This is a genomic window from Spirosoma humi, from assembly GCF_054776575.1.
The window spans coordinates 64,660-90,805 of the sequence record NZ_BAAHBR010000002.1; the positions used below are offsets into that span (position 1 = coordinate 64,660).

The 26,146-nt window shown below is 50.1% G+C and carries 12 protein-coding genes; 8 read left to right on the top strand and 4 right to left on the bottom strand.

Translation table 11 applies throughout. The features are described 5' to 3' along the window. Positions 1–22: 22 nt before the first annotated feature. Positions 23–595, top strand: a complete 573-nt coding sequence (locus ACYU8Y_RS02130) for a Uma2 family endonuclease (RefSeq protein WP_460933713.1) — start codon at positions 23–25, stop codon at positions 593–595. Positions 596–651: 56 nt separating this feature from the next. On the opposite strand, the gene ACYU8Y_RS02135 is transcribed toward ACYU8Y_RS02130, so the two are convergent. Beyond that, positions 652–855, bottom strand: a complete 204-nt coding sequence (locus tag ACYU8Y_RS02135; RefSeq protein ID WP_460933715.1) for a hypothetical protein — start codon at positions 853–855, stop codon at positions 652–654. A 38-nt stretch (positions 856–893) separates the two neighbouring features. Between ACYU8Y_RS02135 and ACYU8Y_RS02140 the strand changes: the two genes are divergently transcribed. After that, positions 894–1,907, top strand: coding sequence for an FAD:protein FMN transferase (locus tag ACYU8Y_RS02140; protein ID WP_460933717.1), 1,014 nt, complete (start codon positions 894–896; stop codon positions 1,905–1,907). A gap of 8 nt (positions 1,908–1,915) precedes the next feature. Here the strand turns inward: ACYU8Y_RS02140 and ACYU8Y_RS02145 are convergent, their stop codons facing one another. Then, positions 1,916–3,271 (bottom strand): Gfo/Idh/MocA family protein, encoded by a 1,356-nt coding sequence (locus ACYU8Y_RS02145; RefSeq protein WP_460933719.1) that lies wholly within the window; start codon positions 3,269–3,271, stop codon positions 1,916–1,918. Between the two features lie 216 nt (positions 3,272–3,487). Between ACYU8Y_RS02145 and ACYU8Y_RS02150 the strand changes: the two genes are divergently transcribed. Together ACYU8Y_RS02150 and ACYU8Y_RS02155 are read left to right on the top strand one after the other, a co-directional pair. Continuing rightward, the gene (locus ACYU8Y_RS02150; RefSeq protein WP_460933721.1) at positions 3,488–6,505 is read left to right on the top strand and encodes a TonB-dependent receptor; all 3,018 of its coding nucleotides are present in this window, start codon (positions 3,488–3,490) and stop codon (positions 6,503–6,505) included. Positions 6,506–6,708: 203 nt separating this feature from the next. Next, entirely contained in the window at positions 6,709–8,082 is a 1,374-nt protein-coding gene (locus tag ACYU8Y_RS02155; protein ID WP_460933723.1) for an APC family permease, read from the top strand. Between the two features lie 34 nt (positions 8,083–8,116). Here ACYU8Y_RS02155 and ACYU8Y_RS02160 read toward each other — a convergent pair whose 3' ends face one another. Further along, positions 8,117–10,693 (bottom strand): GEVED domain-containing protein, encoded by a 2,577-nt coding sequence (locus ACYU8Y_RS02160; protein ID WP_460933725.1) that lies wholly within the window; start codon positions 10,691–10,693, stop codon positions 8,117–8,119. Positions 10,694–10,898: 205 nt separating this feature from the next. Further along, complete coding sequence (locus tag ACYU8Y_RS02165) at positions 10,899–13,856, bottom strand: FAD-binding and (Fe-S)-binding domain-containing protein (protein WP_460933727.1); 2,958 nt, start codon at positions 13,854–13,856, stop codon at positions 10,899–10,901. Positions 13,857–14,341: 485 nt separating this feature from the next. Between ACYU8Y_RS02165 and ACYU8Y_RS02170 the strand changes: the two genes are divergently transcribed. From ACYU8Y_RS02170 to ACYU8Y_RS02185, 4 genes are all read left to right on the top strand, one after another. Continuing rightward, positions 14,342–17,455: a SusC/RagA family TonB-linked outer membrane protein gene (locus ACYU8Y_RS02170; RefSeq protein ID WP_460933729.1), complete on the top strand. Its 3,114-nt coding sequence runs from the start codon at positions 14,342–14,344 to the stop codon at positions 17,453–17,455. A gap of 89 nt (positions 17,456–17,544) precedes the next feature. Next, positions 17,545–19,140, top strand: coding sequence for a RagB/SusD family nutrient uptake outer membrane protein (locus ACYU8Y_RS02175; protein ID WP_460933731.1), 1,596 nt, complete (start codon positions 17,545–17,547; stop codon positions 19,138–19,140). A gap of 230 nt (positions 19,141–19,370) precedes the next feature. Continuing rightward, positions 19,371–22,760 carry a VCBS repeat-containing protein gene (locus ACYU8Y_RS02180; protein WP_460933733.1) on the top strand — a complete coding sequence of 1,130 codons (3,390 nt, stop codon included), beginning with the start codon at positions 19,371–19,373 and terminating at the stop codon, positions 22,758–22,760. Continuing rightward, a complete protein-coding gene (locus ACYU8Y_RS02185) occupies positions 22,757–26,119 on the top strand; it encodes a VCBS repeat-containing protein (RefSeq protein WP_460933735.1) in 3,363 nt (1,120 codons plus the stop codon). The genes ACYU8Y_RS02180 and ACYU8Y_RS02185 overlap by 4 nt, the downstream gene beginning before the upstream one ends. Positions 26,120–26,146 lie beyond the last annotated feature (27 nt).

Here is a 26,146-nt window from a genome sequence, read left to right on the forward strand (position 1 = left end):
TGACTAACCAGCAATGCTCAACATGGAAACAACAGCAACGCCTTCTCGTAAAAAACGCCTATCGGCTCCGCAGACAGTTACTGAGTTTGAGAAGTGGCTTGCGCGTAAAAAAACCGATGCAAACTACGAGTTTGTACGGGGGCGTATTATCAAAAAGCCACCCATGAAGCAGGAGGAGTTATTTATTGTTGATTTTTTAGTGCGTCAGTTCATAAAATCTGGCGCTTTTGAGCAAGGTGGTAATTTACTCACCGAGTTCGATTCGTATGTGGATGCGTTTCGCAAACGAGTGCCTGATCTGGCTTTTTTCAGTAGAGAGCAAATAAAAGCAACACGGGCAGGAGAACGTGTAATGCCAACTTTTACAATCGAAATACTTTCCGATTCTGAACCGCAGAATGATGTGCTCGAAAAAGTACAGGATTATTTCGATGCGGGTGTTAAACTGGTGTGGTATATCGCGCCGAAACAGCAGAAGATATACGCTTATACTTCGCCCGACGACATTAAAGTCTATAAGGGCCAGGATGTGTGTTCGGCCACGCCTGTTGTACCTGACTTCCAGTTTGTCATTCAGGATTTGTTTCAATCCTAATCACAAGCCTGTCGATCAGCGGCAGGCAATGCCGTCCATTAATTGGCTGGCTCGATTTATTTTTTCTTGAAGACAGCCTGCATAATGGCGAAGCCCAAAAAAGCAAAGCCAATGGCCTGCGCTGAAATGCCGATGGTTAGTAGTGTACCTGTTGCTTCCCATTGGTGGCTTTTACCATAAGCACCTGCCAGCGTTAGGGCCAGGCCTGTAAGCCAGAAACCGGCTGCCAGCAGGATAAATTTATTTTTGATAGTAACCATTGGTTGGTCAATTCTGAATGACTGCCTGCACAACTATTTTGAACACCCGTTCCTCTTTTCGCTTCCTTGCCAGCCTGATCCTTGCTGTTAGCCTTGTGCCGGAACTGGTCATTGCACAACCCGGCTTGGCTCGTTTTTCGTTCCGCCGGGGACTGATGGGCACGCAGTTCAATGTCATTTTTTATGCACCGGATAGTCTGACGGCCCAGCGGGCTAATGCGGCTGTCAATGCCCGCATGGACTCGCTCAACCAAATTATGAGCGATTATCTGGACGGTTCCGAAATAAATGAGCTATCAAAAATGGCGGGCTCTCGGAAATGGGTACCCGTGTCGGCCGATCTGTTTGCCGTTTTACAAAAAGGAAAACGGATTGCCAGCCACTCGAACGGGCGCTTCGATCCAACGGTTGGCCCTTTGTCTTTACTATGGCGACGGGCCGTTCGACGGAAAGAGTTTCCAACCAATAAAGAACGGCGCCGAGCCCGACAGGCGGTGGGGTACAAGCTTATGGAGTTGGACAGCCTGACCCGTTCCGTGCGTTTGCGCCGAGCGGGCATGCGGCTGGATGTGGGTGGCATAGGACAGGGGTTTGCCGTTGATGAAGCCCTGAAAACGCTTCACCGATTCGGTATTCAATCGTCGCTAGTCGACATTGGCGGGGATATTCTGGCCGACGAGGCACCTCCGGGAAGCCCGGGCTGGCGGGTAAGCATTGGCTCAGGCAAACCCGGTGATGCCGACACGACAACAATTTTACTTCGAAAAGCAGCTATAACCACCTCCGGCGATACCTATCGCTTCCTGGAAAACAAAGGTCAGCGGTACTCGCATATTATGGACCCGCGTTCAGGATTAGGCCTTCGGCACTTTGTTCAGGCCGCGGTATGGGCACCCGATGGCTACCGGGCCGATGCGCTCACGAAAGTTTTCAGTGTAGCAGGCCTTCGCAAAAGCCGTTGGCTGGTGAAGCGTTTTCCGGGTGTGAAACTGTTGATTCTGGAAAATAAAAAGGGCCGATTACGCAAATGGCAATCGGCCCCCTTCACTTAATTTCCATTTTATACCGTTACCGTTTTGCCCGGCACAGCAATGGGGTATAATCCATTCGCATCGGGTAGGCTTTTCGGCATGGCATCCCAGGCAAGTTTGTCCGGGAAAAGATCGATTTGTGAGTTCAGGGCTTCATCCCACTTGACAACTTTGCCCGAATAGGTAGCCATGCGGCCCATAATGGCAGTCATGGTGCTCTTGGCTACGCGTTCGGCATCCGAGAACTTGTATTGGCCTTTGGCAATCGCATCGAACAGTTCGTCGTGCTCAATTTGGTAGGGGTTACCATCGCTTTTGGCGTTATGGCTGTAAATAGGCTGGCCATTGTAGCCTAGCAGGGCACTGGTCTTCTTTTCCATGCCTTCTACCTTCCCTTTTGTGCCCAGGAACATTTCGTCTACCCGGCTGTAGGTTCCTTCGTAGTGGCGGCATTGGCTATTGATAGTCGTACCATCGGCATAAACGAAATCGACGATGTGGTGATCGAAAATTTCGCCGTAATCTTTACCCGTCCGAACCTGCCGGCCACCCGTTCCCTGACAGGAAACCGGATAACTGTTTTTTACCCAGTTCGCGACGTCGATGTTGTGAACGTGCTGCTCATTTATGTGGTCGCCACAGAGCCAGTTGAAATAATACCAGTTGCGCATCTGGTAGTCCATTTCACTTTGGTTGGGTTTGCGAGGCTTCTGCCAAACGCCACCACTGATCCAGTACACCTGGCCGCCTACGATATCGCCCAAAGCCCCATCGTGAATGCGCTTGATCATCTCGCGGTAGCTTGGCTGGTACCGCCGTTGCAGCCCGACCACCACATTCAGTTTTTTTCGTTTCGCTTCTTCTGCCGCTGCCAGTACCCGCCGAACGCCCGGTGCATCGGTTGCAACGGGCTTTTCCATGAATACCTGCTTGTTCTGGCGAACGGCTTCCTCAAAATGGCTGGGCCGGAAACCCGGCGGTGTCGCCAGAATAACGACATCGGCCAGGGCTATCGCCTGCTTGTAGGCATCGAACCCCACAAATTTATGATCTTCCGGTATATCTACTTTGGGTGAACCATCGGCTGCTTTGAGGCCCCGTTCCGTCAAGGCTTTGTAGGCATCATCCAGCCGATCACGGAAGGCATCCGCCAGGGCTACGATTTTAACATTTTGCTTGGTGTTCAGCGCCTGTTGAGCGGCCCCCGTGCCACGGCCTCCACACCCGATCAACGCCACTTTTATGGTATCGTTTACCGAAAAATGGTAACCTGGATTGCCCGCTGCTTTGGTTTGGAAAGGCAGACTTCCTAGCAGCGCACTACCGGTTAGCAGGCCAGATGCCTTAAGGAAATCCCGGCGTGCCTGGTTCGATTCAGTTGTCATATATAGAAGAAATTTCGGTTGAGAAAGTTGTCTGATACTAAAGGGAATACAAATTTAAATTTACTAATTGACGCGCTAAATGAAACCTACAATTTATACATGAGGCTACTGTAATTTATTAATTACAAGAAAAATTTGTACGAAATGGGGTCTTATCCGTATGTTTAGCGCCTGAGATAAGTTTGTAACGAACATCCTACTTGTAACTATAGATCTATGAGAAAAAATGCTACTTATTTAAGGCTGTTTCTCGGTTTGCTCAGCATCTTAAGTATCGATGCTATTGCTCAGACCAGAATTGCCGGGAAGGTGACAGATGATGCGAAAAAAGAAGAATTAGTCGGCATTAGCATCGCTGTAAAGGGCAAAGTTATCGGGACCATTACGGATCAGAAAGGTAACTTTTCGTTGACCACAACCACACCGACGCCGTTCACAATCGCTGTTTCGGCGGTGGGCTTTCAACCGCAGGAATTTGTCATTAATGGTAACCGAACCGACCTCAACGTAAGCCTGAAAGAACAGGTAACCATTGGGCAAGAGGTTGTCGTTTCTGCCTCACGAGTGGAAGAAAGTGTACTCAAGTCGCCGGTATCCGTTGAGCGGTTGGATATCCGCACGTTTCAATCTACACCAGCGGCCACGTTCTACGACGCCCTGCAGAACATTAAAGGTGTGGATATGAGTACTCAAAGCCTGACGTTCAAATCAGTTAACGTGCGTGGATTTGGCTCAAATGGTAATACACGGGTGGTGCAACTGCTGGATGGTATGGACAATCAGGCGCCCGGCCTTAACTTCTCGGTAGGGAACATTGCCGGAGTGTCGGAGCTTGATCTGGAAAGTGTTGAACTGTTACCGGGGGCGGCTTCGGCACTCTACGGCCCGAATGCGATTAACGGCTTACTGCTGATGAATTCAAAAAGCCCTTTTCTTTACCAGGGTCTGAGTGCCTACGTGAAAGGGGGCGTTATGAATGCCAGCAACCGGTCGACCGCTACGACTCCATTCTACGATGCCGCTTTTCGCTACGCAAAGGCGTTTAACAACAAACTGGCAATCAAAGTTGGCGTTTCGTACCTGACGGCAAAAGACTGGCAGGCGACTGACTACCGGGATCAGGGGTTTTCAAATGGATACAACCTGGAGACCGGCACCCGAGCCAATAATCCTGGCTACGATGGTGTAAATATTTACGGCGATGCCAGCGCCAATCTTTATTCCAACCTGTTGGGAAATGGTCAGCCCGGAACAGGCGCGAATGGCACATCGGCTGTTCTGGGCGCTATTGCTACCACCCAGATTCCACAAGCGGGCAACGCCACCTTACCGCAACTAACGGGATTGACGCCACAGCAAATTTTCAATAACATCATCCCCAACCTGAATATTTCGCGGACGGGTTATCAGGAAAGTGATCTGGTCAATTACAACGCTACAAACCTGAAGCTGAACGGAGCGCTTCATTACCGGTTGAATGACAATGTAGAAGCCATTGTGCAGGCAAACTGGGGTACCGGAACAACCGTTTATACGGGTGCTGACCGCTATTACATCAAAGGCTTCAAGCTGGGCCAGTACAAGCTTGAATTGCGGGGTTCTAACTTCTTTGTCAGGGCTTACACCACACAGGAGCGCTCGGGAGATGCCTACGCTACGGCTATTCTGGGGCAGGGGATCAATGAAGCCTGGAGCGGTAGCGCATCCACGTGGTTCCCTACCTATTTTGGAACATACGCCCAATCCGCCTTGCTGGGGTACGCGGGTGCTTACCTGACGGCGCGTGGGGCGGGACAGGCCCCCGAGGCTGCATTGTCGGCGGCACAGACGTATATAAACAGCCAGCAAACAGCCCTGTTGAATCAGGCTCGTGGAGCGGCCGATCAGGGCCGGTTGTTGCCGGGTACGGCTGGTTTCCAGAAGGCCTTCGATGCCGTAACCGGCAAGCCAATTCCAGGCGATGCAACGGGTGTCGGCGCCCGGTTCCTGGACAAAACCAACCTGTACCATGGCGAGGTGATGTACAACTTCACAAAGCTGATTGACCCGAAAACGGTTGAGTTGATCGTGGGTGGAAACGTTCGTCGGTATGCGTTGAACTCAGAAGGTACACTGTTTGCTCGTGACGAGAATGGTAAAGAGTTTACCATCGACGAATTTGGTGCGTATGCGCAAGCATCGAAAACGCTGGTCGACATCTTGAAATTAACCGGTTCTATTCGCTACGACAAGAACCAGAACTTCAAGGCGCAGGTAAGCCCTCGTTTTTCGGCCGTGCTGACGGTTGCCAAAACGCACAACTTCCGGGCGTCGTTTCAGCGGGGTTTTCGGATACCTACCACCCAGGATCAATATATTGACCTGAATACCCCAACTGCCCGGCTCATTGGCGGGTTGCCGTTTTTTAAAGATAAATATAACCTTAATGCCAACCCGACATATACCCTCCAATCTGTGCAGGCATTTGGTGCAGCCTTACAGAAGGGCGGAACGGCTGCTTTGCCGCAGGCACTTTCTCTTCTGCAAAAAACACCGAACCTGGGCTATGATCCGGAACGCGTAGAAACGTATGAGGTTGGTTACAAAGGTCTTATCGGTAAAAGATTGTTTATCGATGCGTATTACTATTACAACCGTTTCCTGAACTTCCTGGGTAGCCAGATTGTTGTGCAGGGCAAATCGCCGGTGTCATTGGCGGATCCCGTCTCGACGTTGCAACTGATCAGCGGATCAACCCGTTCTGTGTATTCATACCCAACCAATTCGCCCACACAATTGAAAAATGCAGGCTGGGCCGTTGGAGCAGAATATGTGTTGCCCGGCAACTACACGGTTGGTGCCAACGTGTCGTCGAATTATTTGATTGATAAAGACAAAATTCCGACGGGATTCGTCACCTTCTTCAATACGCCAAAATATCGGTATAATCTGTCGTTCGGTAACCGGAATGTAGGCGGTACGGGTTTTGGCTTCAATGTGGTGTATCGTCAGCAGGATTCGTTCTTGTGGGAGGGTAGTTTCGGTAGTACAGAGGCAACGGCTCGCCAGCAGACAATCATTCCGGCCTACAGCACGCTCGATGCACAGGTGAGTAAAAAACTTACCGGCTTCAAGTCTATTCTTAAAGTGGGTGGTACTAACCTGACCGGCAAACTGTATACGCAGGCCTGGGGGAATCCCAGCGTTGGCTCGATGTACTACATCAGCCTGACATTCGATCAGTTGATGAACTAAAGTAGTCTGCTTAGTCGCTTTTTTAGTGCCCTGTTTTCGTTGAAATCAGGGCACTTTTTGTTCAACACAAGCAGTCGTCTTCCGAACTTTTAGCCGGTTTCTGTCCTTTCCCAAATAAGTCAGAACCCGTTCGCGATTCGTGCCATGCGTGGCCGCCTGAATCGGTGCAGGGCAAAAACGAAAGCCTGTTAGCCAGTACGCTATTGAGTAACGCTACTTCTCCAGATCAACCGTCCGATACCGCATCGGCTGCTTTGCCCCGTAATTTGACGCTCCTGCAAGGCACAGCGTTGAATATGATCGATATGGTTGGCATTGGTCCCTTCGTGGTGCTGCCACTGGTGATCAAAACCCTGGGCGGTCCCCTTTTCATGTGGGCTTGGGTATTGGGTGCGTTTGTTTCGCTGATTGATGCGTTTGTCTGGGCCGAGTTAGGAGCCGCGTTTCCACAGGCTGGCGGCAGTTATAATTTTCTGAAAATTTCCTATGGCGAACGGCGCTGGGGCCGTTTGCTGTCATTTCTGTACGTCTGGCAAACGCTCATTCAGGCACCATTGGTCATGGCCTCCGGAGCTATTGGTTTCGCGCAATACGCATCGTACCTGATGCCATTGGATGAGTGGCAACGCAAAGGCGTGTCGGGAGCGGCTGTCCTGATCATTATTGCTCTTTTATACAGGAAGATTGACTCAATTGGTAAAATTGGTCTGGTTATGTGGGGCGCTGTTCTGCTGACACTTGGCTGGATCATTATTGGCGGGTTGAGCAATGCCCGGATTCCCCTGGCCGATACATTCCAGTCAATTGGCTCAGTGAGTGGCGGCTTACTGGCTGCCGGGTTGGGGCAGGCATCTGTCAAAACCATTTACTGCTATCTGGGCTACTACAATGTTTGCCACCTGGGCAGCGAGATTCAGAAGCCCACCCGGAATATCCCGGTCAGTATGTTTATCTCGATTGTTGGCATCGCAGGTTTGTATCTGCTTATGAATCTGAGCGTTGTCAGTGTTGTGCCCTGGCAGATTGCCCAGAATAGTAATTTCATCGTCAGTACGTTTGTCGAGACGCTTTATGGACCCGGTGCCGCGAAACTCGCTACGATTTTGGTGTTGCTGGTTGCTTTTTCTTCGCTTTTTGCCGTTTTGCTCGGTTACTCACGCGTGCCCTATGCAGCTGCAGTGGACGGTCAGTTCTTCAAAGTATTCGCCAAGCTTCACCCAACCCGTCAATTCCCCTATGTGTCGCTGCTTTTTCTGGGCGGGCTGGGCTTCGTATTTAGCCTATTATTTCGGCTGGGCGACGTAATTACGGCCATTCTGGCCATGCGAATCGTCATCCAGTTTGTTGGGCAGGCAATCGGTCTGATGCTGCTTCACCGTCGGCGGGCTGCTTCTGAATTCCCTTTCCGGATGCCGCTTTATCCAATACCTGTGCTGCTGGCTATTGGCGTCTGGCTCTTTATCTTTTTCTCAACGGGCCTAACGTTCATGTTATCGGGGATAACCGTCATCGGGTTAGGAGTCGTTGCTTTCCTTGTCACGGCGGGCGTTCGAAAGCAATGGCCCTTCGAAAAATAGATGGGCATTTGCTGTTTGATGCACCATGCTGAAATCAGGGTAGCCCGACCCGCAAGTCTATTGCGGCAATGTCATCTTCACCGTTGAGGTTGTTGGCCGTTGGCGTTACGGAACCTGGTTTCGAATCAGGGTCAGCTACCGCCGATGACCAGATCTGAGCCGCGTTGGTTAGGTAGCCTGCTGAAGTGGTTATTGCTGTGAAGACTACCTGCTTGGCTGTATTGGCCGCTAATGAGGCAATTGTTCCGTCGATAATCGTGTAACCTGCTCCGGTACCTACTATACCAAAACCGGAAGGCGATTGCGTTAAGGTTAGTCCGCGCAACGTATCCCGGATAATAATGTTTGTCGCAGTCAAGCCGCCTTCATTCCTGACATTAACGGTGAAGGTAACTGACTGGCCCACGGCCGGTGTTCGCAGATCGACAGCCATTGCCAGAGACAGATCCGCTTTGGCTGGATCGGGGTCTGGCTGACTCGATGCAACTGCCGGTAAGGAAACCTGGTTTGGATTTGGCGAACTATACACAAGGCCGGTGCTGGCTAAGGTACGAATGTCGACCGAGGCTGCGTCATCCTGTCCATCGCCGGTACCGGATCCTGGCTGACTATCGGGGTCGGGTAGACTGCTGGTCATAATTTGAGCGGCATTCACAAAAGTGCCTCCCCGGCTTGGAAAGAGATGATAAGTAAATGTAGCAGACTGGCCATTTGCCAGTGATAAATTGCCCCCGCTAACGGCCGTACCAGAATTGACAACATTCGCATCGCCACTGAAAAAGCTCACATTGGCCGGTAGCCGGTTTTGCCAGCTAATACCCGTTGCGTCATCGGGGCCGGCGTTGTGGATAGTCAATGAATAACTGATGAGTTGATTCGTTGCTAGCGTTCGGCTACTACTTCGCAGGGACAGACTAAGATCGGCCGAAGCAGGAACAGGACTGACTACGTTTAGTGTGTAGTCTTCGGTCTCCCCGTATGAATACGTTCCGCAGGGGTTGTCAGGAATTGTCGAGTAAACCGTGAGAACCCGGATGGATAATGCCCCGGCAGATAGGCTGGCGGGTAAGCTGAGGTTACCCATAAATTGTCCGATAACGTTGCCATTCGGTGTTTGAAACAGACGCTCGCCCTGATTGTCGTTAAAAATACCATCCCGGTTCAGATCCGCCCAAATCGTTACGCCCTGGGTGTAATTTGCGTACAGAAAATTGCCAGATACAGGTACATACGTGCCGGCCAGCACAGTGGTCGATGTGGTGAAAGTCCCGTAGCCATTTGGTGAGCAACCTGAGTTCTGGCTTAGTGCAACATTATTTACCGATATCGTAGAGAATCCAACCGGATAATCACAGGCATAAGTAATAGATGGACGGCAGCTTGGTGTTCGAATGCTGATTGATTGGCTAATGCTCGCTGTCGTTGAATTCGATGGTTTAACCCGATAATAGTAAGTTGTTAGTGGGACAATTTTCGTATCCGTGAAGGTAGTCATATCGGGCCCTACACCACCAATTGGTAAAAAACCTGACGTCGGAGATCGGGAGCGCTCAATGAAATAACCCATTTCGTTCGTTCCGTTGTCTCGCCAGGTCAGCAAGATGCTGCTGCCGCTGATAGAAGCCGCCAGATTGGTTGGCGCTGATACAACTGTCGGTGGACAGTCGAGTGAGTAAGCCGTATGTGTTTGGCGTAAAGCCAGTGCCGCCTGCATTCGATCATACTGCCCTGCGGTAAAGTCGTGTACGCAGGGGAAATAATAGGACATGATGTTTGATATAGACGGGTTGTAGGGTAGTCCGTTGGCGTCGCGGGCCGTACTGTTCGGGTCGTATTGTGGACAACCATCTATGTAGGTGAGGTTAGCTCCTGGAACATTGTAGGGGTCTGCAGGCGTATCACACAGGTAATCACCTTCTATCGTGCAGTTGGCTCCGGGCCCCCGCGTTACCAGTTCAAGAGTGGTTCCTGACCCTAATGTGCCATTTCCAGAACGCTGACCAAATGTATGGACGAGGTTGAAATTGTGGCCTAACTCATGAGGAATCAGCCGGTTGCCCATATCTTCCTCATTGTTGATCTCATTCAAGATGAACGAACGGGTCGAAGAAATGCTATTTGCCGGGTAGTATGCGTAGCCCCCCGCGCCTGAAGCAAAGGAGTTGACATAATACTGATTCATGGCATTTGTTACATCATGTCCCTGAGTAACAAGCATTTCATTGCTGAAGCTGTTGAACTCGGTGTCATTATCGATGTAATCGGGGGAGGTTCCGCAAAAATAGAATTGTATACCAAACCCATTCAACAAGTAATAACTATTCGTTACTGCTATTACCTGATTGATACTCCTCAGCGACATACCACCAGTACCATCGCTTCTTCGAAGAATATGGGGACGAATGGGGACATAGGTGATACTGGCGAACGCAGCATTTGAAGCTTTTTTGTTGGCCAATGCCTGTGCTGCCTGTGCATTAAGTTCTTTCCACTGTTCTGCTGTTAAATCGGGGACAGCACATAGAGGAGGATCGGTATGGGTAGCGCGTTGGGCCAGAAGAACGGACGGTAGCAGTAGCCATATAGTTAATAAGTGTAGATATTTTCCCATTTCGAACCATTTAATAGGAAAATATCTACAAAAATTATGCCTTACTACGCCTGTTTTAGGCGCCTGTACTTACAAGTAGAAAACAACTGTTTATCTTATAATAAGAACAGGTGACATTTGACGGAGGCAACGTAACGCAGTATTGGATTATAAGGCTGGATTGGTCACCTTATTCGGATAATGCTTCAGATGCCTGAATTATAGTTTACAAAAGAGCATCAAATAAAATTTCGGCCGGGTGTTGCGATTTTCGATTTGTACCATCTTTTATCTGATGGCGGCAGGAAGTGCCAGGAGCGGCAATAATCACGCTATCAGGCTGTTGACGAACGGTGGGAAATAAGACCAGCTCCCCAACTTTCATAGAGACATCGTAGTGCTCGGCTTCGTACCCAAATGAACCAGCCATGCCGCAACAACCCGATGGAATCAGCTGCACGGTGTAATTTTTGGGCAATGACAACACCTTTTTGCCCGGCACCAGTGACGAAACCGCTTTTTGCTGACAATGCCCGTGTAGTTTGATTAACCGGGTTTCGGTTGTGAACTGTTCGGGTTTAATATGACCAGCATCCAGTTCCCGAGCTAAAAACTCTTCAAAGGTTAGGGCGTGTTCGGCAATACGTTTGGCATCGGCAATCAACGATTCATCAACCAGGTCCGGATACTCATCCCGGAATGTCAATATTGCCGAGGGTTCCAGGCCAACCAGTGGCGTTTCGGCTGAAACTGCATCTTTCAACAAACGGATGTTCTTTTCGGCCAGCGTTTTGGCATAGGTAAGCATTCCCTTCGATAAAGCAGCGCGCCCACTCTCGCCATGCTGAGGCATGATGATGGTATAACCCAGGCGCTCAAACAACTGAACGGCTTTTTGCCCAACCTCAACGTCGTTATAATTGGTAAACTCGTCGCAGAAAAGCAGGAGTGATCGGCCAGATGGCCTCGTCGTTTTTTGCGCGCTATGGCGGTCAGAAAACCACTTTTTCAGGGTTGTTTTACCCATCATGGGCATTGTTCTGTCGGGGTGAAAGCCAACCAGCCGATTGGCCATGCGCCGGAGTGAAGGCGTACCCAGAACGCCATTCCAGGCCCAGGGAGCAATAGATGCCAGACTGGACAGGCGGGCAAAATTGGCAATCAACCGTGAACGGACAGGAATACCGTTCGATTCGTAGTAATGCTGTAAAAACTCCGCTTTCAGTTTGGCCACGTCCACATTGGATGGGCACTCATTTTTACAGCCTTTACACGACAGACAAAGGTCATACGTCGCCTTTATTTCCTCATGATCGAAGCGGTTTTCCTTGGGGGAGCGGGTGAGCATTTCCCGCAGAATGTTGGCTCGTGCTCGTGTTGTGTCTTTCTCATCGCGGGTAGCCATGTAGCTCGGGCACATAGTGCCGCCCGAAGCCTCTGTTTTACGGCAATCGCCCGAGCCGTTGCACTGCTCCGCATGCTGGAGAACATCCTGATCTTTATACCGGAAATACGTTTTGAACGCAGGCGTTTGCTGACCGGCTTCATACCGCAGAAACGTGTCCATGGGTGGCGTTTCAACGATCTTGCCCGGATTGAAAATGCCGGCCGGGTCCCAAGTATGCTTAATTTGCCGCATCAATTCATAGTTGTGCGGTCCGACCATTTTCGGGATAAACTCGCCCCGAAGCCGTCCATCGCCGTGTTCTCCCGATAATGATCCGTCGTATTTTTTTACCAGTGTGGCAATTTCTTCCGCGATCATCCGGTATTGCCGGTGGCCTTCTTCCGTTTTGAGGTTGATAATTGGCCGCAAATGCAACTCGCCCGAACCCGCGTGGGCATAATGCACCGAATGCATGTGATGCCTGGTCAGAATCTCGTTGAAATCACGAATGTAATCGGGTAGGTCAACAACGTCAACGGCTGTATCTTCAATCACCGCGACCGCTTTTTCATCGCCGGGCAAGTTGCCCAACAAGCCCAGACCCGCCTTGCGAAGCGTCCATATTTTCTTCGTATCCTCACCAAAGAGTAACGGATAATGATACCCCATGTTCTCCGCTTGCATATCAGCGACCATAACCGCCGAGAGTTGCTCAATTTCGGCTCTTGTCTCGCGGGATAGGTCAACGACCAGAATAATTGGAAAATGATCGGTGGGTGTTTTCTGAACGAAGAAGCTGTTTTTTCGTTGCTCGGGGTTTGTATCAGCCCGTTCCAGAATGATATCGTCGATCAACTCAACCGCGTAGGGTTTGTATTTCAGGGCGATCAGCGTAGCACGCAAAGCCTCGTCGATGGAATGGCAATGCACGCATACCAACCCGCTTTCCTTAGGTGGTAGTGGAACGATATTCAACTTTATTTCGGTCAGGAAACACAATGTCCCCTCCGAACCAGCAATCAGCTTGGCCATGTTGAACAGCTCACCTTCCGGGGCAAACGGCTGCATGTCGAGCAAGACATCCAGCGCATACCCCGTATTGCGTCGTTCAATGGTTTTCTTGGGGAAATTCCGCCGTATTTCTTCCTGATTGGCGGCATCCGATAAAATGGCGTTTGCCTTCAGAAGAATCTTGTCGGCCAGCGTAGCTGACCCATTCTTACGACTTGCTTCACTAACCTGTTTGGTAAAGTCCCAGCCACTAACCGGACCAAATTCAGCTTCTGACCCATCGGCCAGCAACACCTTTACCGACAGCGTATGTTCACGGGTATCCCGGTACACAACCGAGTTTGAACCGCACGAGTTGTTGCCCACCATACCACCAATCATGGCCCGGTTTGCGGTGGATGTTTCGGGCCCAAAATAAAGGCCGTAAGGTTTAAGAAACTGGTTCAACTCATCCCGAATAACACCCGGCTGTACGCGCACCCACCGCTCTTCGGGATTGACCTCCAATATCCGGGTAAAATGCTTCGATACGTCGACAACGATTCCACTACCGACAACCTGTCCAGCCAGCGATGTTCCCGCTGTACGGGGAATCAGCGCCGTTTTATGCTCATTCGCAAAAGCGATCAGCGTCTTGAGATCGTCAACTGTTTTAGGGATAGCAACGGCGCTGGGCATCTCCCGATAAGCCGATGCATCGGTTGCATACAGGGTCCGATAGGTTGTATCGTCGAAGAGATCACCGGTTAACTGGCTGGCTAAATTTTTAAGGGGTTCCACACTCATAGAAACACACAAACTGCGTATTGACTGTCAGGCAATGAAATAGTTAGACAAAAGTAGAGGTAAATACTACATTTTTTTGAGTTGGTAGAGTAAAAAATGAGGACAAGGTGTTTGCTGATAAAATTATATTTAAGATCAATTGATTTATATCGTAAGCTGCTGATAGTTAAGTGATAAAGATTTGTAATATAATGCAAAAACGTGGAATAATATTAAATAGGCTATTTATTTTAACAAATATTTTGATACGATTTTGCCAAGAATTACTCGCATTTTAACCTCATTGCATTTGTATTTTCGTCTTATCCTGATGTAATTCGCCGACTGGTTCAGGTTTTATTCAATAAATTCTCGCCAAGTTAATAGAAACCAAGTGCGTAGACACATCCTTTTTGTAGAATCGTGCACCTGGAATCAGCCGAGAATGCAAGGGTAAAACTCAATCACATTGCGAATCAATATTTATTCATTTTTACTGCAAACCTATGATGGACAAATCCTACAAATTGAGTCACTTCGGTGGTAACGTAGGTCAGGTTGGTGTTTGCCAACCCCAGGCATCAACTCAAAAGGCTTTTTTTAGCTTTTTGGCGATGCTGCTAATGGTACTGTTGCTGGGTAACACCTCAGCGTGGGCGCAAGGGCGCACTGTAACAGGGAAAGTATCGGATCCAACCGGTTTTGGCTTACCCGGTGTTAGCGTTCAGATCAAAGGAACGACACGGGGGACAAACACCAATGCGGATGGTGTGTACACACTAACGGATGTGCCGGATAATGCAACAATTATACTTAGCTTCATCGGCTACACAACGCAGGAGATAGCCGTTGGAAGTCGCGCTACGGTTGATGTTAAGCTTGTTGACGACACCAAGGCACTGCAGGAAGTGGTGGTAATTGGGTATGGTACACAAAAAGCAAAAGACGTTACCGGCTCGGTAGCTACGCTGGGACCGAAAGACTTCAACAAAGGGGTTATTTCGTCGCCCGAACAATTGCTGCAGGGTCGTGTCGCGGGTGTGCAAATCACACCGGCCAGCGGAGAGCCAGGTGCCGCCAACAACATCCAGATTCGGGGTGCTGTGTCGCTGCGGGGTGGTAATACACCTTTGTACGTAGTTGATGGGGTTCCACTCGATGGGGGTGACTTCAGCAGTGGTACGCCCGATTTCGGTACGGGTACAACAACGGCTCGTAACCCACTGTCGTTCCTGAACCCAAGCGATATCGAAAACATCTCGGTATTGAAAGATGCTTCGGCGGCTGCCATCTATGGTGCACGGGGTGCTAATGGTGTGGTTCTGATTACGACCCGGAAAGGGAAAGCGGGAGCACCACAATTCAACTTCTCCGCTTCTGCTGCGGTATCGACGTCGTTGAAAAAGTACGATCTGCTATCGCCCACCGACTTTCTGGCGGGTGTAAAAGCAGCCGGTGGTGATCCGACATTGACAACAGTGAATGCAGGTGCATCGACCAACTGGCAGGATCAGATTCTGCGTACGGGTGTTTCGCAGATTTACAACGCCAGCTTTGGCGGTGGTACCAACGATACGCGTTACCTGTTCTCTCTGGGTTATCAGGATCAGCAGGGGCTTGTAAAAGGAACAGGTCAGAAGCGGATTACGGGTCGTATCAACGCGTCGCAGGATCTGTTTAACAAAAAAGTAACGATAGCTGTCAACGCGACGACTTCGTCAGTGACGGACCAATATGCATTGACTGGTAACCAGGCAGGCGCCTTAGGCAACCTGTTCGGGGCTATGATCAAGGCTAACCCGACGTACCCGGTTTTTGCCAATAGCAGCGATACCGCGTCTTATTATCAATTGGCGGGTGGTTCGTACCGTAACCCACGGGCTATGCTGGATTACTACCACGACAAAGGCGTTACGAATCGTACGCTGGCTAACGTGAGTGCGACCTGGACCATTATGGATGGCTTGTCGCTCAAAGCAAACTTCGGTGTAGATAACTCTACTTCGACTCGGACAACGACTATCGACTCCCGTCTGAATGGACAGTTCAACGTTCCTCTGGGCTCGGTAACGAATCCAGTGTACGCAGACCCGAATACGGGACTAGGCGGAGCGGCTTATATTAATAACCTGAATCGCTTGTCTAAACTGGTCGAGTACACGGCAAACTACAATAAAAACGTAGGACCCGGTGTACTCGAAGCGGTCGCAGGTTTTGCCTATCAGACTTTCGGAACACGGACGAGTTACATAGCTGCCAGCCGTTTCCCATTCAACGAATCGGTAATCGATTATGCCGATAACATTGGGTCTGCCAACACCCTGACGGGAACGGCCATCGGCGGTGGTTCAACACGGAACCAAAATGACCTGCAGTCATACTTTGGCCGGGTTAATTACAACCTCAAAGAAAAATACCTGTTGACCGCAACCGTACGGGTGGATGGCTCGTCGCGTTTCGGTATCAACAACAAATACGGAACCTTCCCATCGGTGGCGGCTGCCTGGCGGTTATCGCAGGAGAGCTTTGTTCCGAAGAACATTTTCGATGATCTGAAACTCCGGGCTAACTACGGGGTCGTGGGTAACCAGGACTTTACCGGTGGGGCATCAAAAATCATCTATACCTATAACAATACTGGAGCGCAGGTTCAGCAGAACAACCCGAACCCGGATTTGAAGTGGGAGCAGAACACAACAACGGGTGTTGGTATCGACTTCAGCGTGCTGAAAGGCAGACTTGCTGGTTCGATCGACTACTATCACCGTGCTGGTTCGAACACGCTGTTGCAGGTGTTCTACGCTCAACCTGCTCCGGTTAACTACAAATGGATCAACCTGCCAGGCGAAATCGTTAGTAAAGGTATAGAGCTGAACTTGACGTACCAAGTAGTTCAAAAGCAGCAGTTCGGCTGGGAAGCTTTGTTTAACCTGACCACCGTTGATGTTAAAGCCCAGAATATTTCTACCGACCAGGCTGTGGGCGCGATTAGCGGACAGGGCCTATCGGGGGCCTACGCAGAACGGATTACCAGCGGTTATCCCCCATTTGCCTTCTTTATCCCGACTTTTACGGGCTATGATGCCAATGGATACTCGACCTATGCCGATAACGGCCGGTCCAATTATCAGGGAAGTCCGTTTGCTAAACTGCGCCTAGGTTTAACGAACAACTTCACGTTTGGTCAGTGGACCGCCAGCCTTTTTGTGAACGGTCAGTTTGGTGGAAAAATTTACAACAACACTGCCAACGCCCTGTTTGCGAAAGGTGCGCTTAAGAATGCTGGCAACGTCACCTACGATGTGGCAAACAGCCCAGAGAATGGCCTGAACCCGGCTTCGGTATCGACTCGTTTCCTGGAGAAGAGTGATTATGTGCGGATTACGAACCTGACAATTTCACGTCGGTTTGACCTACCTCAGGGTGGCTTTGCCAAATCACTGTCGCTGTCGCTCACGGGCCAGAACCTGTTCATCTTCACGGGCTATACAGGGTTGAATCCAGATGTTAACACGGTTACGTTCAACAACAATGGTAATGGTATTCCATCGCTGGGTATCGATTATACGCCTTACCCAACGCCCCGTACGGTAACACTGGGATTAAATGTTGGATTTTAAGCAATCTTAAAGGCCTTCTGTTCGTATCTACTGACCAGATGGGTTGGACATGGACAGAAGGCACAACACACTACTTATTTTTATACAAAATGAACGTATCTAAATATCAGACCATTGGAATACTGACTGCCACCTTATTGATTGGCTCGTTCGGTATCAATGGTTGCACAAACCTGGACGATAAAGTGTTTGGATCGCTTTCATCGACGGATGCTACACTCGGGGCTGTTACATTGGACCCGGCTGCTACGTTGCAGGGGGCTTATCAGGCCCTGTATCCCATTGCCAATAGTCAGGGCCGTGCTTACGCATTGGAAGAACACCCTTCTGATGAGATGATGGGGCCAACGCGTGGCACCGACTGGGACGATTTTGGTGTTTGGCGTAAACTGCACCAGCACACCTGGGACTCGCAACACGTGGAGGTCCTGAATGCCTGGAATGACTTGAACACGGGCGCTTTCCGCGCTACACAGGCTGTTTATGCCGCAGGATCGAATCAGGCGCTAGTTGCTCAGGCAAAGTTCCTGCGCGGTTTCTTTACGTCTTACATCGTGGATTTGTTCGGCCGCACACCTGTCCGTCAAGTTACGGATGCTGCCGACGCCAATCCAGCCGTGCTGAGTCGTCAGGCTGCGTCTAACTTCGCTATTTCTGATCTGCGTGCTGCCTTCAACGCGCTGCCTACATATACCACTGGAACAGCTAACGTTGCTACCAAAGAAGCAGCCGCAACTATGCTGGCTAAAATGTACCTGAACCGGGCCGTTTATAACAACGCCCCAACCAGCCCGGCGGGTCCCTACACGTTTGCGAAAGCAGATATGGACTCAGCCGTGTATTTTGCTAATCAGGTGATTTCTTCAGCCAAGTTTGCCCTGACTGCAAAAGGTAAATACTTCGATAACTTCCACTGGGACAACGATGCCCGTTCACAGGAATTGATTTTTACCATTCAGAACACCTCGACGGCCCAGCCAGGCAGCGTTCAGAACCGTTATTTCATGACGGAGCACTACAACCAGTACATCGGTGCCTGGAACGGCTTCACAACGCTGGCAGACTTCTATAACAGCTTCGAAGCAACCGACGAACGCCGTAGCGCGTCTCCTTCTGACTTGACGCCCAAAACTGGTTTGACCGCTGGTTTTCAGGTTGGTCAGCAGTATGGAGCGCCTGCTTCAGGGAGCACCGCACTGGTTCCGTTGAAGGATCGTAGTGGTAACCCACTGGTCTTCACGCCAGCCGTTAACATCGCTTTGGCCAACGAAGTGGCCGGTATCCGGGTGCTCAAGTACCTGCCCAATCCGCTCAGCTACAATAACCCGACCAATGATTACGTGTTCCTGCGTTATGCGGACGTTCTGCTGATGAAAGCTGAAGCGATTGCGCGCGGTGGTACCGATCCGCAGGGGCAGACTGCCGCTGGTATCGTAAATAACCTGCGGACAACACGGGGCGCGTCGACGCTGTCAACCGTTGACCTGCCTGCTATCTTGGCCGAACGTGGCCGTGAACTGTACTGGGAAGGCTGGCGCCGGAGCGACCAGATTCGCTTTGGGGTATTTACAAACCCGGTTGATCAGCGCCCAACCAAATCGCCTGATACTGCCGTATTGTTCCCATTCCCGCAACAGGCTATCGACAGTAACCCCAATCTGCAGCCGCAGAATACCGGGTACTAAACGAGCCTGGTTCGAAAACCAAAACAGCAGCCCGGTATTGGGCTGCTGTTTTGGTTTCTTAGCCATAGAAATAGCGACGGTGGCCATAAAAAAGTAAACAATTATATCGTTGTTGCATCAACGGAGGAAAGATATTGACGTTTTAAAAAAAGCCATGTGGGATAGAAATCGATATTCTGACACACTGGCGGCTTCGATTGAATACGTAGCTTGATTAATTTACCGAAAAAATGAATAAGAAATTAGGCTTGCTGGTCATCTGCCTGAGTGGACTACTGGCATGTCATACGGATCCCGAACCACTTTTTGAGAATTTACCAGCCTCTGAAACCGGGGTGGACTTCGTAAACCGGAGTCTGGATAAAAAAGACTTCAATATTTTCAACTACCGCAATTTCTACAACGGTGGGGGCGTCGCGATCGGCGATGTGAATAATGATGGACTGCCGGACCTGTTTCTGACCTCCAACTTCGAAGCCAACAAATTGTACCTCAACAAAGGCGGGATGAAGTTTGACGATGTAACCACGAAGGCAGGCATTGTCGGTAAAAAGTTCTGGTCGACAGGCGTCACCTTTGCGGATATCAACGGCGATGGATTACTGGATATTTATGTCTGTAATTCGGGTAGCCGCGATGAACGTGGCAACCAGTTATACATCAACCAGGGGGTAAAGAACGGCGTACCCGTCTTTGTCGAAAAAGCCAGGGAATATGGGTTGTTTGACGGTGGCTTTTCGACCCACGCGGCCTTCTTCGACTATGACCGTGATGGCGACCTGGACATGTATTTGCTCAACAATAGCTTCACGCCCATGGATCGGCTGGGATTTGCTAACATGCGGGATACCCGCGACCGACTGGGCGGGGATAAGCTGTTTCGTAATGAAGGACCAGGTAAGCCGTTCAGGGATGTGAGCGCCGAAGCAGGGATTTACGGTAGTTTGATCGGTTTCGGGCTGGGCATTACCATTGGCGATGTGAACAACGATAACTGGCCGGATATTTACATCTCGAACGATTTCTACGAGCGCGATTACTTATACATAAATCAGCAGAACGGCACCTTCAAAGAAGATATCGAGAACGAGATGGGACATATCAGCCTGGCATCGATGGGGGCCGATATTGCCGATGTCAACAACGATGGAAATCTGGATATTTTCGTAACAGACATGTTGCCGGATGATGATTACCGTCTGAAAACCACGACGGCCTTCGATAGCTATGAGCTGAATGAACTGAAAGAAACCCGTGATTTTTATCATCAGGACTCCCGAAATATGCTTCACCTCAACAACGGCGACGGCACATTCTCGGAGATCGGACGCATGGCGGGCACCAGCGCAACCGACTGGAGCTGGGGGGCCTTGTTGTTCGATATGGACATGGACGGAAAGAAGGACGTGTTTGTGGCTAACGGTATCCTGAAAGATTTGACGGATCAGGACTATATCGCTTATCTGGCTGACAACCCCGATCTGCAATCCATGATCCAGGGGACCAAAAAGTTTGATTACAAAGACTATGTCAACAAAATGAGTTCTAGCCCCATTCCGAACTATGCTTTTCGGAACACCGGCAACGGCATGCAGTACGAAAACAAAGCCGCCGATTGGGGTTTGGGCGAGCCTAATTTCTCAAATGGCTCGGCCTACGGCGATCTGGACAACGACGGCGACCTCGATCTGGTGGTGAATAACAATGATTCGCCCGTGTCGATCTTCAAAAATACGTCGGTAGAAAAAGAGAAGAAGGCTTTTTTGCGCGTACAGCTTAAAGGGGGAGCTCAGAATCCAAACGCTATTGGAGCCAAAGTATATGTCTATCAGGGTAAGGAAATGCAATACCTGCAGCAAATGCCCAACCGGGGATTTCAGTCGTCGGTAGACCTGACCATGGTCTTTGGTTTGGGGGGGGATGTGGCAGGGAAGCGGCCAAGTATCGATTCGCTCGTTGTTGTCTGGCCCGACCGTTTTAATGGTGTCGATAAGAAACAGGTCATTCGGAAACCCGCTATCAATACTACGCTGCAACTGTCGTACAAAAATGCGGATCAAATAGCGTTGCCACCTGCCAAACCAAATGCGGCTACACGCTTATTTACCGACGTAACGCAGGCCGTTAAGCTCGATTACGTGCATAAGGAAAATGACTTCGTCGACTACAATCGGGATGGTCTGTTGAAGCAACTCCTCTCGCGCGAAGGGCCCGCGCTGGCGGTTGGCGATATTAACGGCGATGGCCTGGACGACGTTTTTCTGGGTGGTGCGGCTAATATGCCCCGGTCTTTATATGTGCAGCAACCGGGAGGCACTTTTATTCTCCAGAAACAGCCGTTTCTGCTTGATGCGATCTATTCTGAAGATGTCGCGGCCACCTTTTTTGATGCTGATGGCGACAATGATCTGGATTTATATGTGGCAACGGGTGGCAACGAATTCGACGATGTTACATACCTGGCAGACCGGTTTTATCGAAACGATGGAAAAGGAAATCTTACCTGGGACAGAACCATGCCGCGTAGTTTGAACAACAACTCCTGTGTTGCTGCCGCCGATTTCGATCTGGATGGCGATCAGGATTTATTCGTGGGTAGCCGGATGGTGTCGGGGCAGTACGGCCAGAATCCTGACCAGTTGTTCATGGTAAACGATGGAAAAGGAAATTTTAGGAAAGCAACGCCGGAACTCATGCCATTCGCCAAGGAGATTGGTATGGTGAAAGACGCCGTCTGGGCGGATATCGATCATGACAAATACCCCGATTTGATCCTGGTGGGCGACTGGATGCCCATCACTATTTTGAAAAATAAACAGGGGAAAGGGTTTGAACGTGTCGAAAATGACATGCTGGCCAATTCGGGTGGCTGGTGGAATACGATTCATGCGGCCGACCTCGACAATGATGGTGATATGGATTTTGTACTTGGCAACCTTGGTCTGAACAGTCGAATGATGGCGACGGGTACGCAACCGGCTCATTTATATGGCAATGATTTTGACCGCAATGGCTCCTATGAACAAATTATCACGTGCTATCGGCCGGGCCCCGACGGAAAAGCGCACGAGTGTGTAGTGGTGCAAAAGCCTGATTTACAAAAACGGATTCCGTCCATTAAGACGAAATACATAAAGCATACTGATTACGCAAAAGCCAGCTTTACCGATATTTTCTCGGCCCAGCAGCGAGAGGGAATGACCGTGAAGACTGCTCAAATGGCCGAAACATCTGTCCTGATCAATGACGGAAAAGGTAATTTTACGCTCGAAGCTTTACCCATACAGGCGCAAACGTCGCCCATTCAGGCCATCTTAACGGGAGACTATAACCACGATGGGAAAACCGATATTTTGTTGACGGGAAACTTCTTCGATGTGCTGACCGAAGTGGGCCGGTATGATGCCAACTATGGATTGCTATTACTCGGCAACGGGCAGGGAAAGGATGGCAAGTTGAGGTTTACCGGCACGAAACCCGAGCAGACGGGCTTTTTCGTGCGTGGGCAGATTCGGCGGATGCTAGCTGCCCGTGGGGCAAATGGAAGCCAGTTTATTGTATTGGCCAAAAATAACGATCGTGCGCAGGTCCTCGCGATCTCGAAAGGCGGTAAACCATGATACGATCCCTGTTCGTTTTTGCTGGTTGCATGCTTTTCCTGGCGGGTTGCTCGTCGGGGCCAACGGTGCAGGAAAAGCCACTTTTTCTGCCACTGGACTCGGCACAAACGGGTGTTAGCTTCCGCAATGAATTACGTAATACCGATAGCCTGTCTATTCTGGATTACCTCTATTTTTACAATGGTGGCGGTGTTGCCGTTGGTGATCTGAACAACGATGGATTGACCGATCTCTACTTCGTCTCCAACCAGGGATCCAACAAACTTTACCTAAATAAGGGGAAGTTTGTTTTTACGGATATAACTACCCAGAGCGGGACAACGGGCCGGGCCGACTGGCAAACGGGTGTAACGATGGCTGATGTCAATGGAGATGGATGGCTCGATATATATGTGTGTGCCGTTAATCAGTTCAAAGGCTTAAAGGGCGTTAATGAACTGTACATCAACAATGGGCCTGGCAAGGATGGTATCCCGACGTTTACCGAACGAGCCGCTGAGTATGGACTGGCATTTGCCGGTTTTTCTACCCAGGCTGCTTTTTTTGATTACGATCACGACGGGGACTTAGATTGTTTTCTGCTGAACCATGCGGTTCATACATCCCGCAGTTTCGATAAGGTGTCGACCCGTAATAACCGGAATCGCGAATCGGGCGATTACCTGTTTCGCAACGATGGCGTTCAGACTGGCCGGGCGCATTTCACGGACGTAAGTGAGCAGGCGGGTATTTTTGGCGCAGCCATGGGCTATGGCCTGGGCATTGCCGTGGCCGATTTAAACAATGACGGCTGGGAAGACCTGTATGTGTCCAACGACTTTCACGAGGATGATTATTATTACGTCAATAACCACAAGGGGGGCTTTGTTGAGTCGGTCCGGCAGGCGTTTGCGCATACGAGCCGATTCTCGATGGGAAACGACGTAGCCGATGTGAATAATGATGGTTTCCCGGATGTGATGACCCTCGACATGTATCCGGCTGATGAGGTCGTCGAGAAATCCTCTCAGGGCGAAGATCCGCTGGATATTTATCGCTATAAACTTTCGTATGGCTACATGAATCAGTATAGCCGTAACTGCCTGCAGCTTAGCCTGTCTGGAAAAAGATTTATGGATATTGGCGTAATGGCCGGGGTAGCCGCAACGGATTGGAGCTGGGCACCTTTATTGGCCGATTACGATAATGATGGCCTTAAAGATCTATTCGTTGCCAACGGTATTGCCCGTCGGCCAAACAACCTCGATTACATTAAATACATCTCCAACGGCTCGTTGCAGAGCGAATTGAGGGCTTCTTCGCGACTGGATGATAAAGCAATTCAGCTCATGCCCGAGGGCAAAGTTCACAATTACCTGTATCGGGGAACACCCAGCCTTGAGTTCGAAGACAAGTCGGCGGTCTGGGGTTTCGAGACGCCAACGCTTTCGTGCGGGGCCGCTTACGCTGACCTGGACAACGACGGCGATCTGGACTTGGTTACGAACAACATAAACGATCTCGCCGGATTGTACCGGAATGAGGCAACGACGTTGTTTCCGACGAATACGCATTTGACGGTCAGGCTCAAGGGCGATTCGCCCAACACATTTGGTGTGGGGGCTAAAGTCATCCTAAAATATAGTGACTCCCTGCAGTTTCAGCAGTTGATGCCCACCCGAGGATTCGAATCAGCGGTGGCCCCCGAATTACTGTTTGGTCTGGGCAAACGGTCGGTCGTCGATTCGCTTATTGTGATCTGGCCAAGTGGGCGAATGGAAATTCAGCAGAATGTTAAGGCGAATCAGGTTGTGACCCTTCGGCAGGCAAACGCCCGGCTGGACGGCACTGCCTATCGCTACACCATTGACCCGGGTAAGCCGCTGTTCGCTGATGTGACAAAGGCCGATTCAATGCCATACCACCATCACGAAAATGCCGATTATTTCGACTTCGTTCGTGAGTCGTTAATGCCGTTCAAAGTCTCCACCGAAGGGCCGCATCTGGCCGTGGGTGATGTGAACGGGGATGGCCGGGATGATATCTATGCCGGAGGGGCTCGCTGGCAGACGGGGAGTTTACTGATTCAGCAACCCAACGGTAAGTTTACTCCATCGGCTCAACCTGACTTTAGAAAGGACTCTGTCTACGAGGATGTAGACGCCGTTTTCTTCGATGCCGATGGCGATAAGGATCTGGACTTGTACGTTGTTTCGGGAGGCAATGAGTTTTATAACAAAATGCCGGAGCAGTTCGACCGACTTTATGTGAACGATGGTCGGGGTAATTTCAGCCGATTGGCCAGTGCACTTCCGCCCATGTATGACAATAAAAGCTGCGTTCGGCCAATAGACATTGACAAAGATGGTGACTTGGATTTGTTTGTTGGGGGCCGGGTGGTTGGCATGGCCTATGGAAAATCACCGAGTTCTTACTTGTTGATTAATGATGGCAAGAAGGGTAGTCAACCACACTTCTCAGACAAAACCGATGAGATAGCATCCGATTTGCGCAAAGCAGGCATGATAACGGACGCCGTCTGGGCTGATTATGATGGGGATAACGATGCCGATTTGATTGTAGCGGGTGACTGGATGCCAATCCGCATGTTTGCCAATGAGAACGGAAAGCTCTCGGAGGTGAAATCCATTACAGACAAGAGTACGCCCTTGAATGGGTTCTTCCAGCGAATCATTGCGGCCGACTTTGATAAAGATGGCGACATTGACTTGATGGTAGGTAATTTAGGGACGAACACCAAGCTGCGCAAAACGCCCGATTCGCAGTTGCGGATGTGGGTGAAAGATGTCGATAATAACCAAAGCACGGATCAGATTATTGCTTACAATCGTGGCAAAGAATGGTTTCCCTTAGCGTTTAAAGATGAGTTGGGTAAGCAAATGCCCAGTATTGTTAACAAACGATTTACGGACTACGTATCCTTTGCCGGTAAACCGATCAACGCTGTTTTCTCCGACGATGATCTGAAAGGAGCCGATGAGCTTACAGTCAACCAATTTGCATCCGTATACCTGGAAAATGTAAACGGAAAATTTGTCGTTCATGCGTTACCTATGCTGGCTCAGGTCTCAAAATTATTCGCTCTACAAGCAATTGATATTGATCAGGATGGTGATCTGGACGTGCTGGGTGGTGGTAATTTTTATGGCGTAAGTACGTATCAGGGGCGCTACGACGCCAATTATGGCCTGGTATTGCGCAACGACGGCAATGGTAAATTTGTAGCGCTCTCGCCCGTTGATTCGGGGTTTCTGCTTACTGGCGAAGTCCGGGATATTCGCACGGTACGCACAGCCATAGGTACGTTGATCCTGGTTGCCCGAAACGATGCTGGCTTGCAACTATTCAGGCCGTTGTGAGAGAAACGCTGTTTTTGTAAGTAAGAT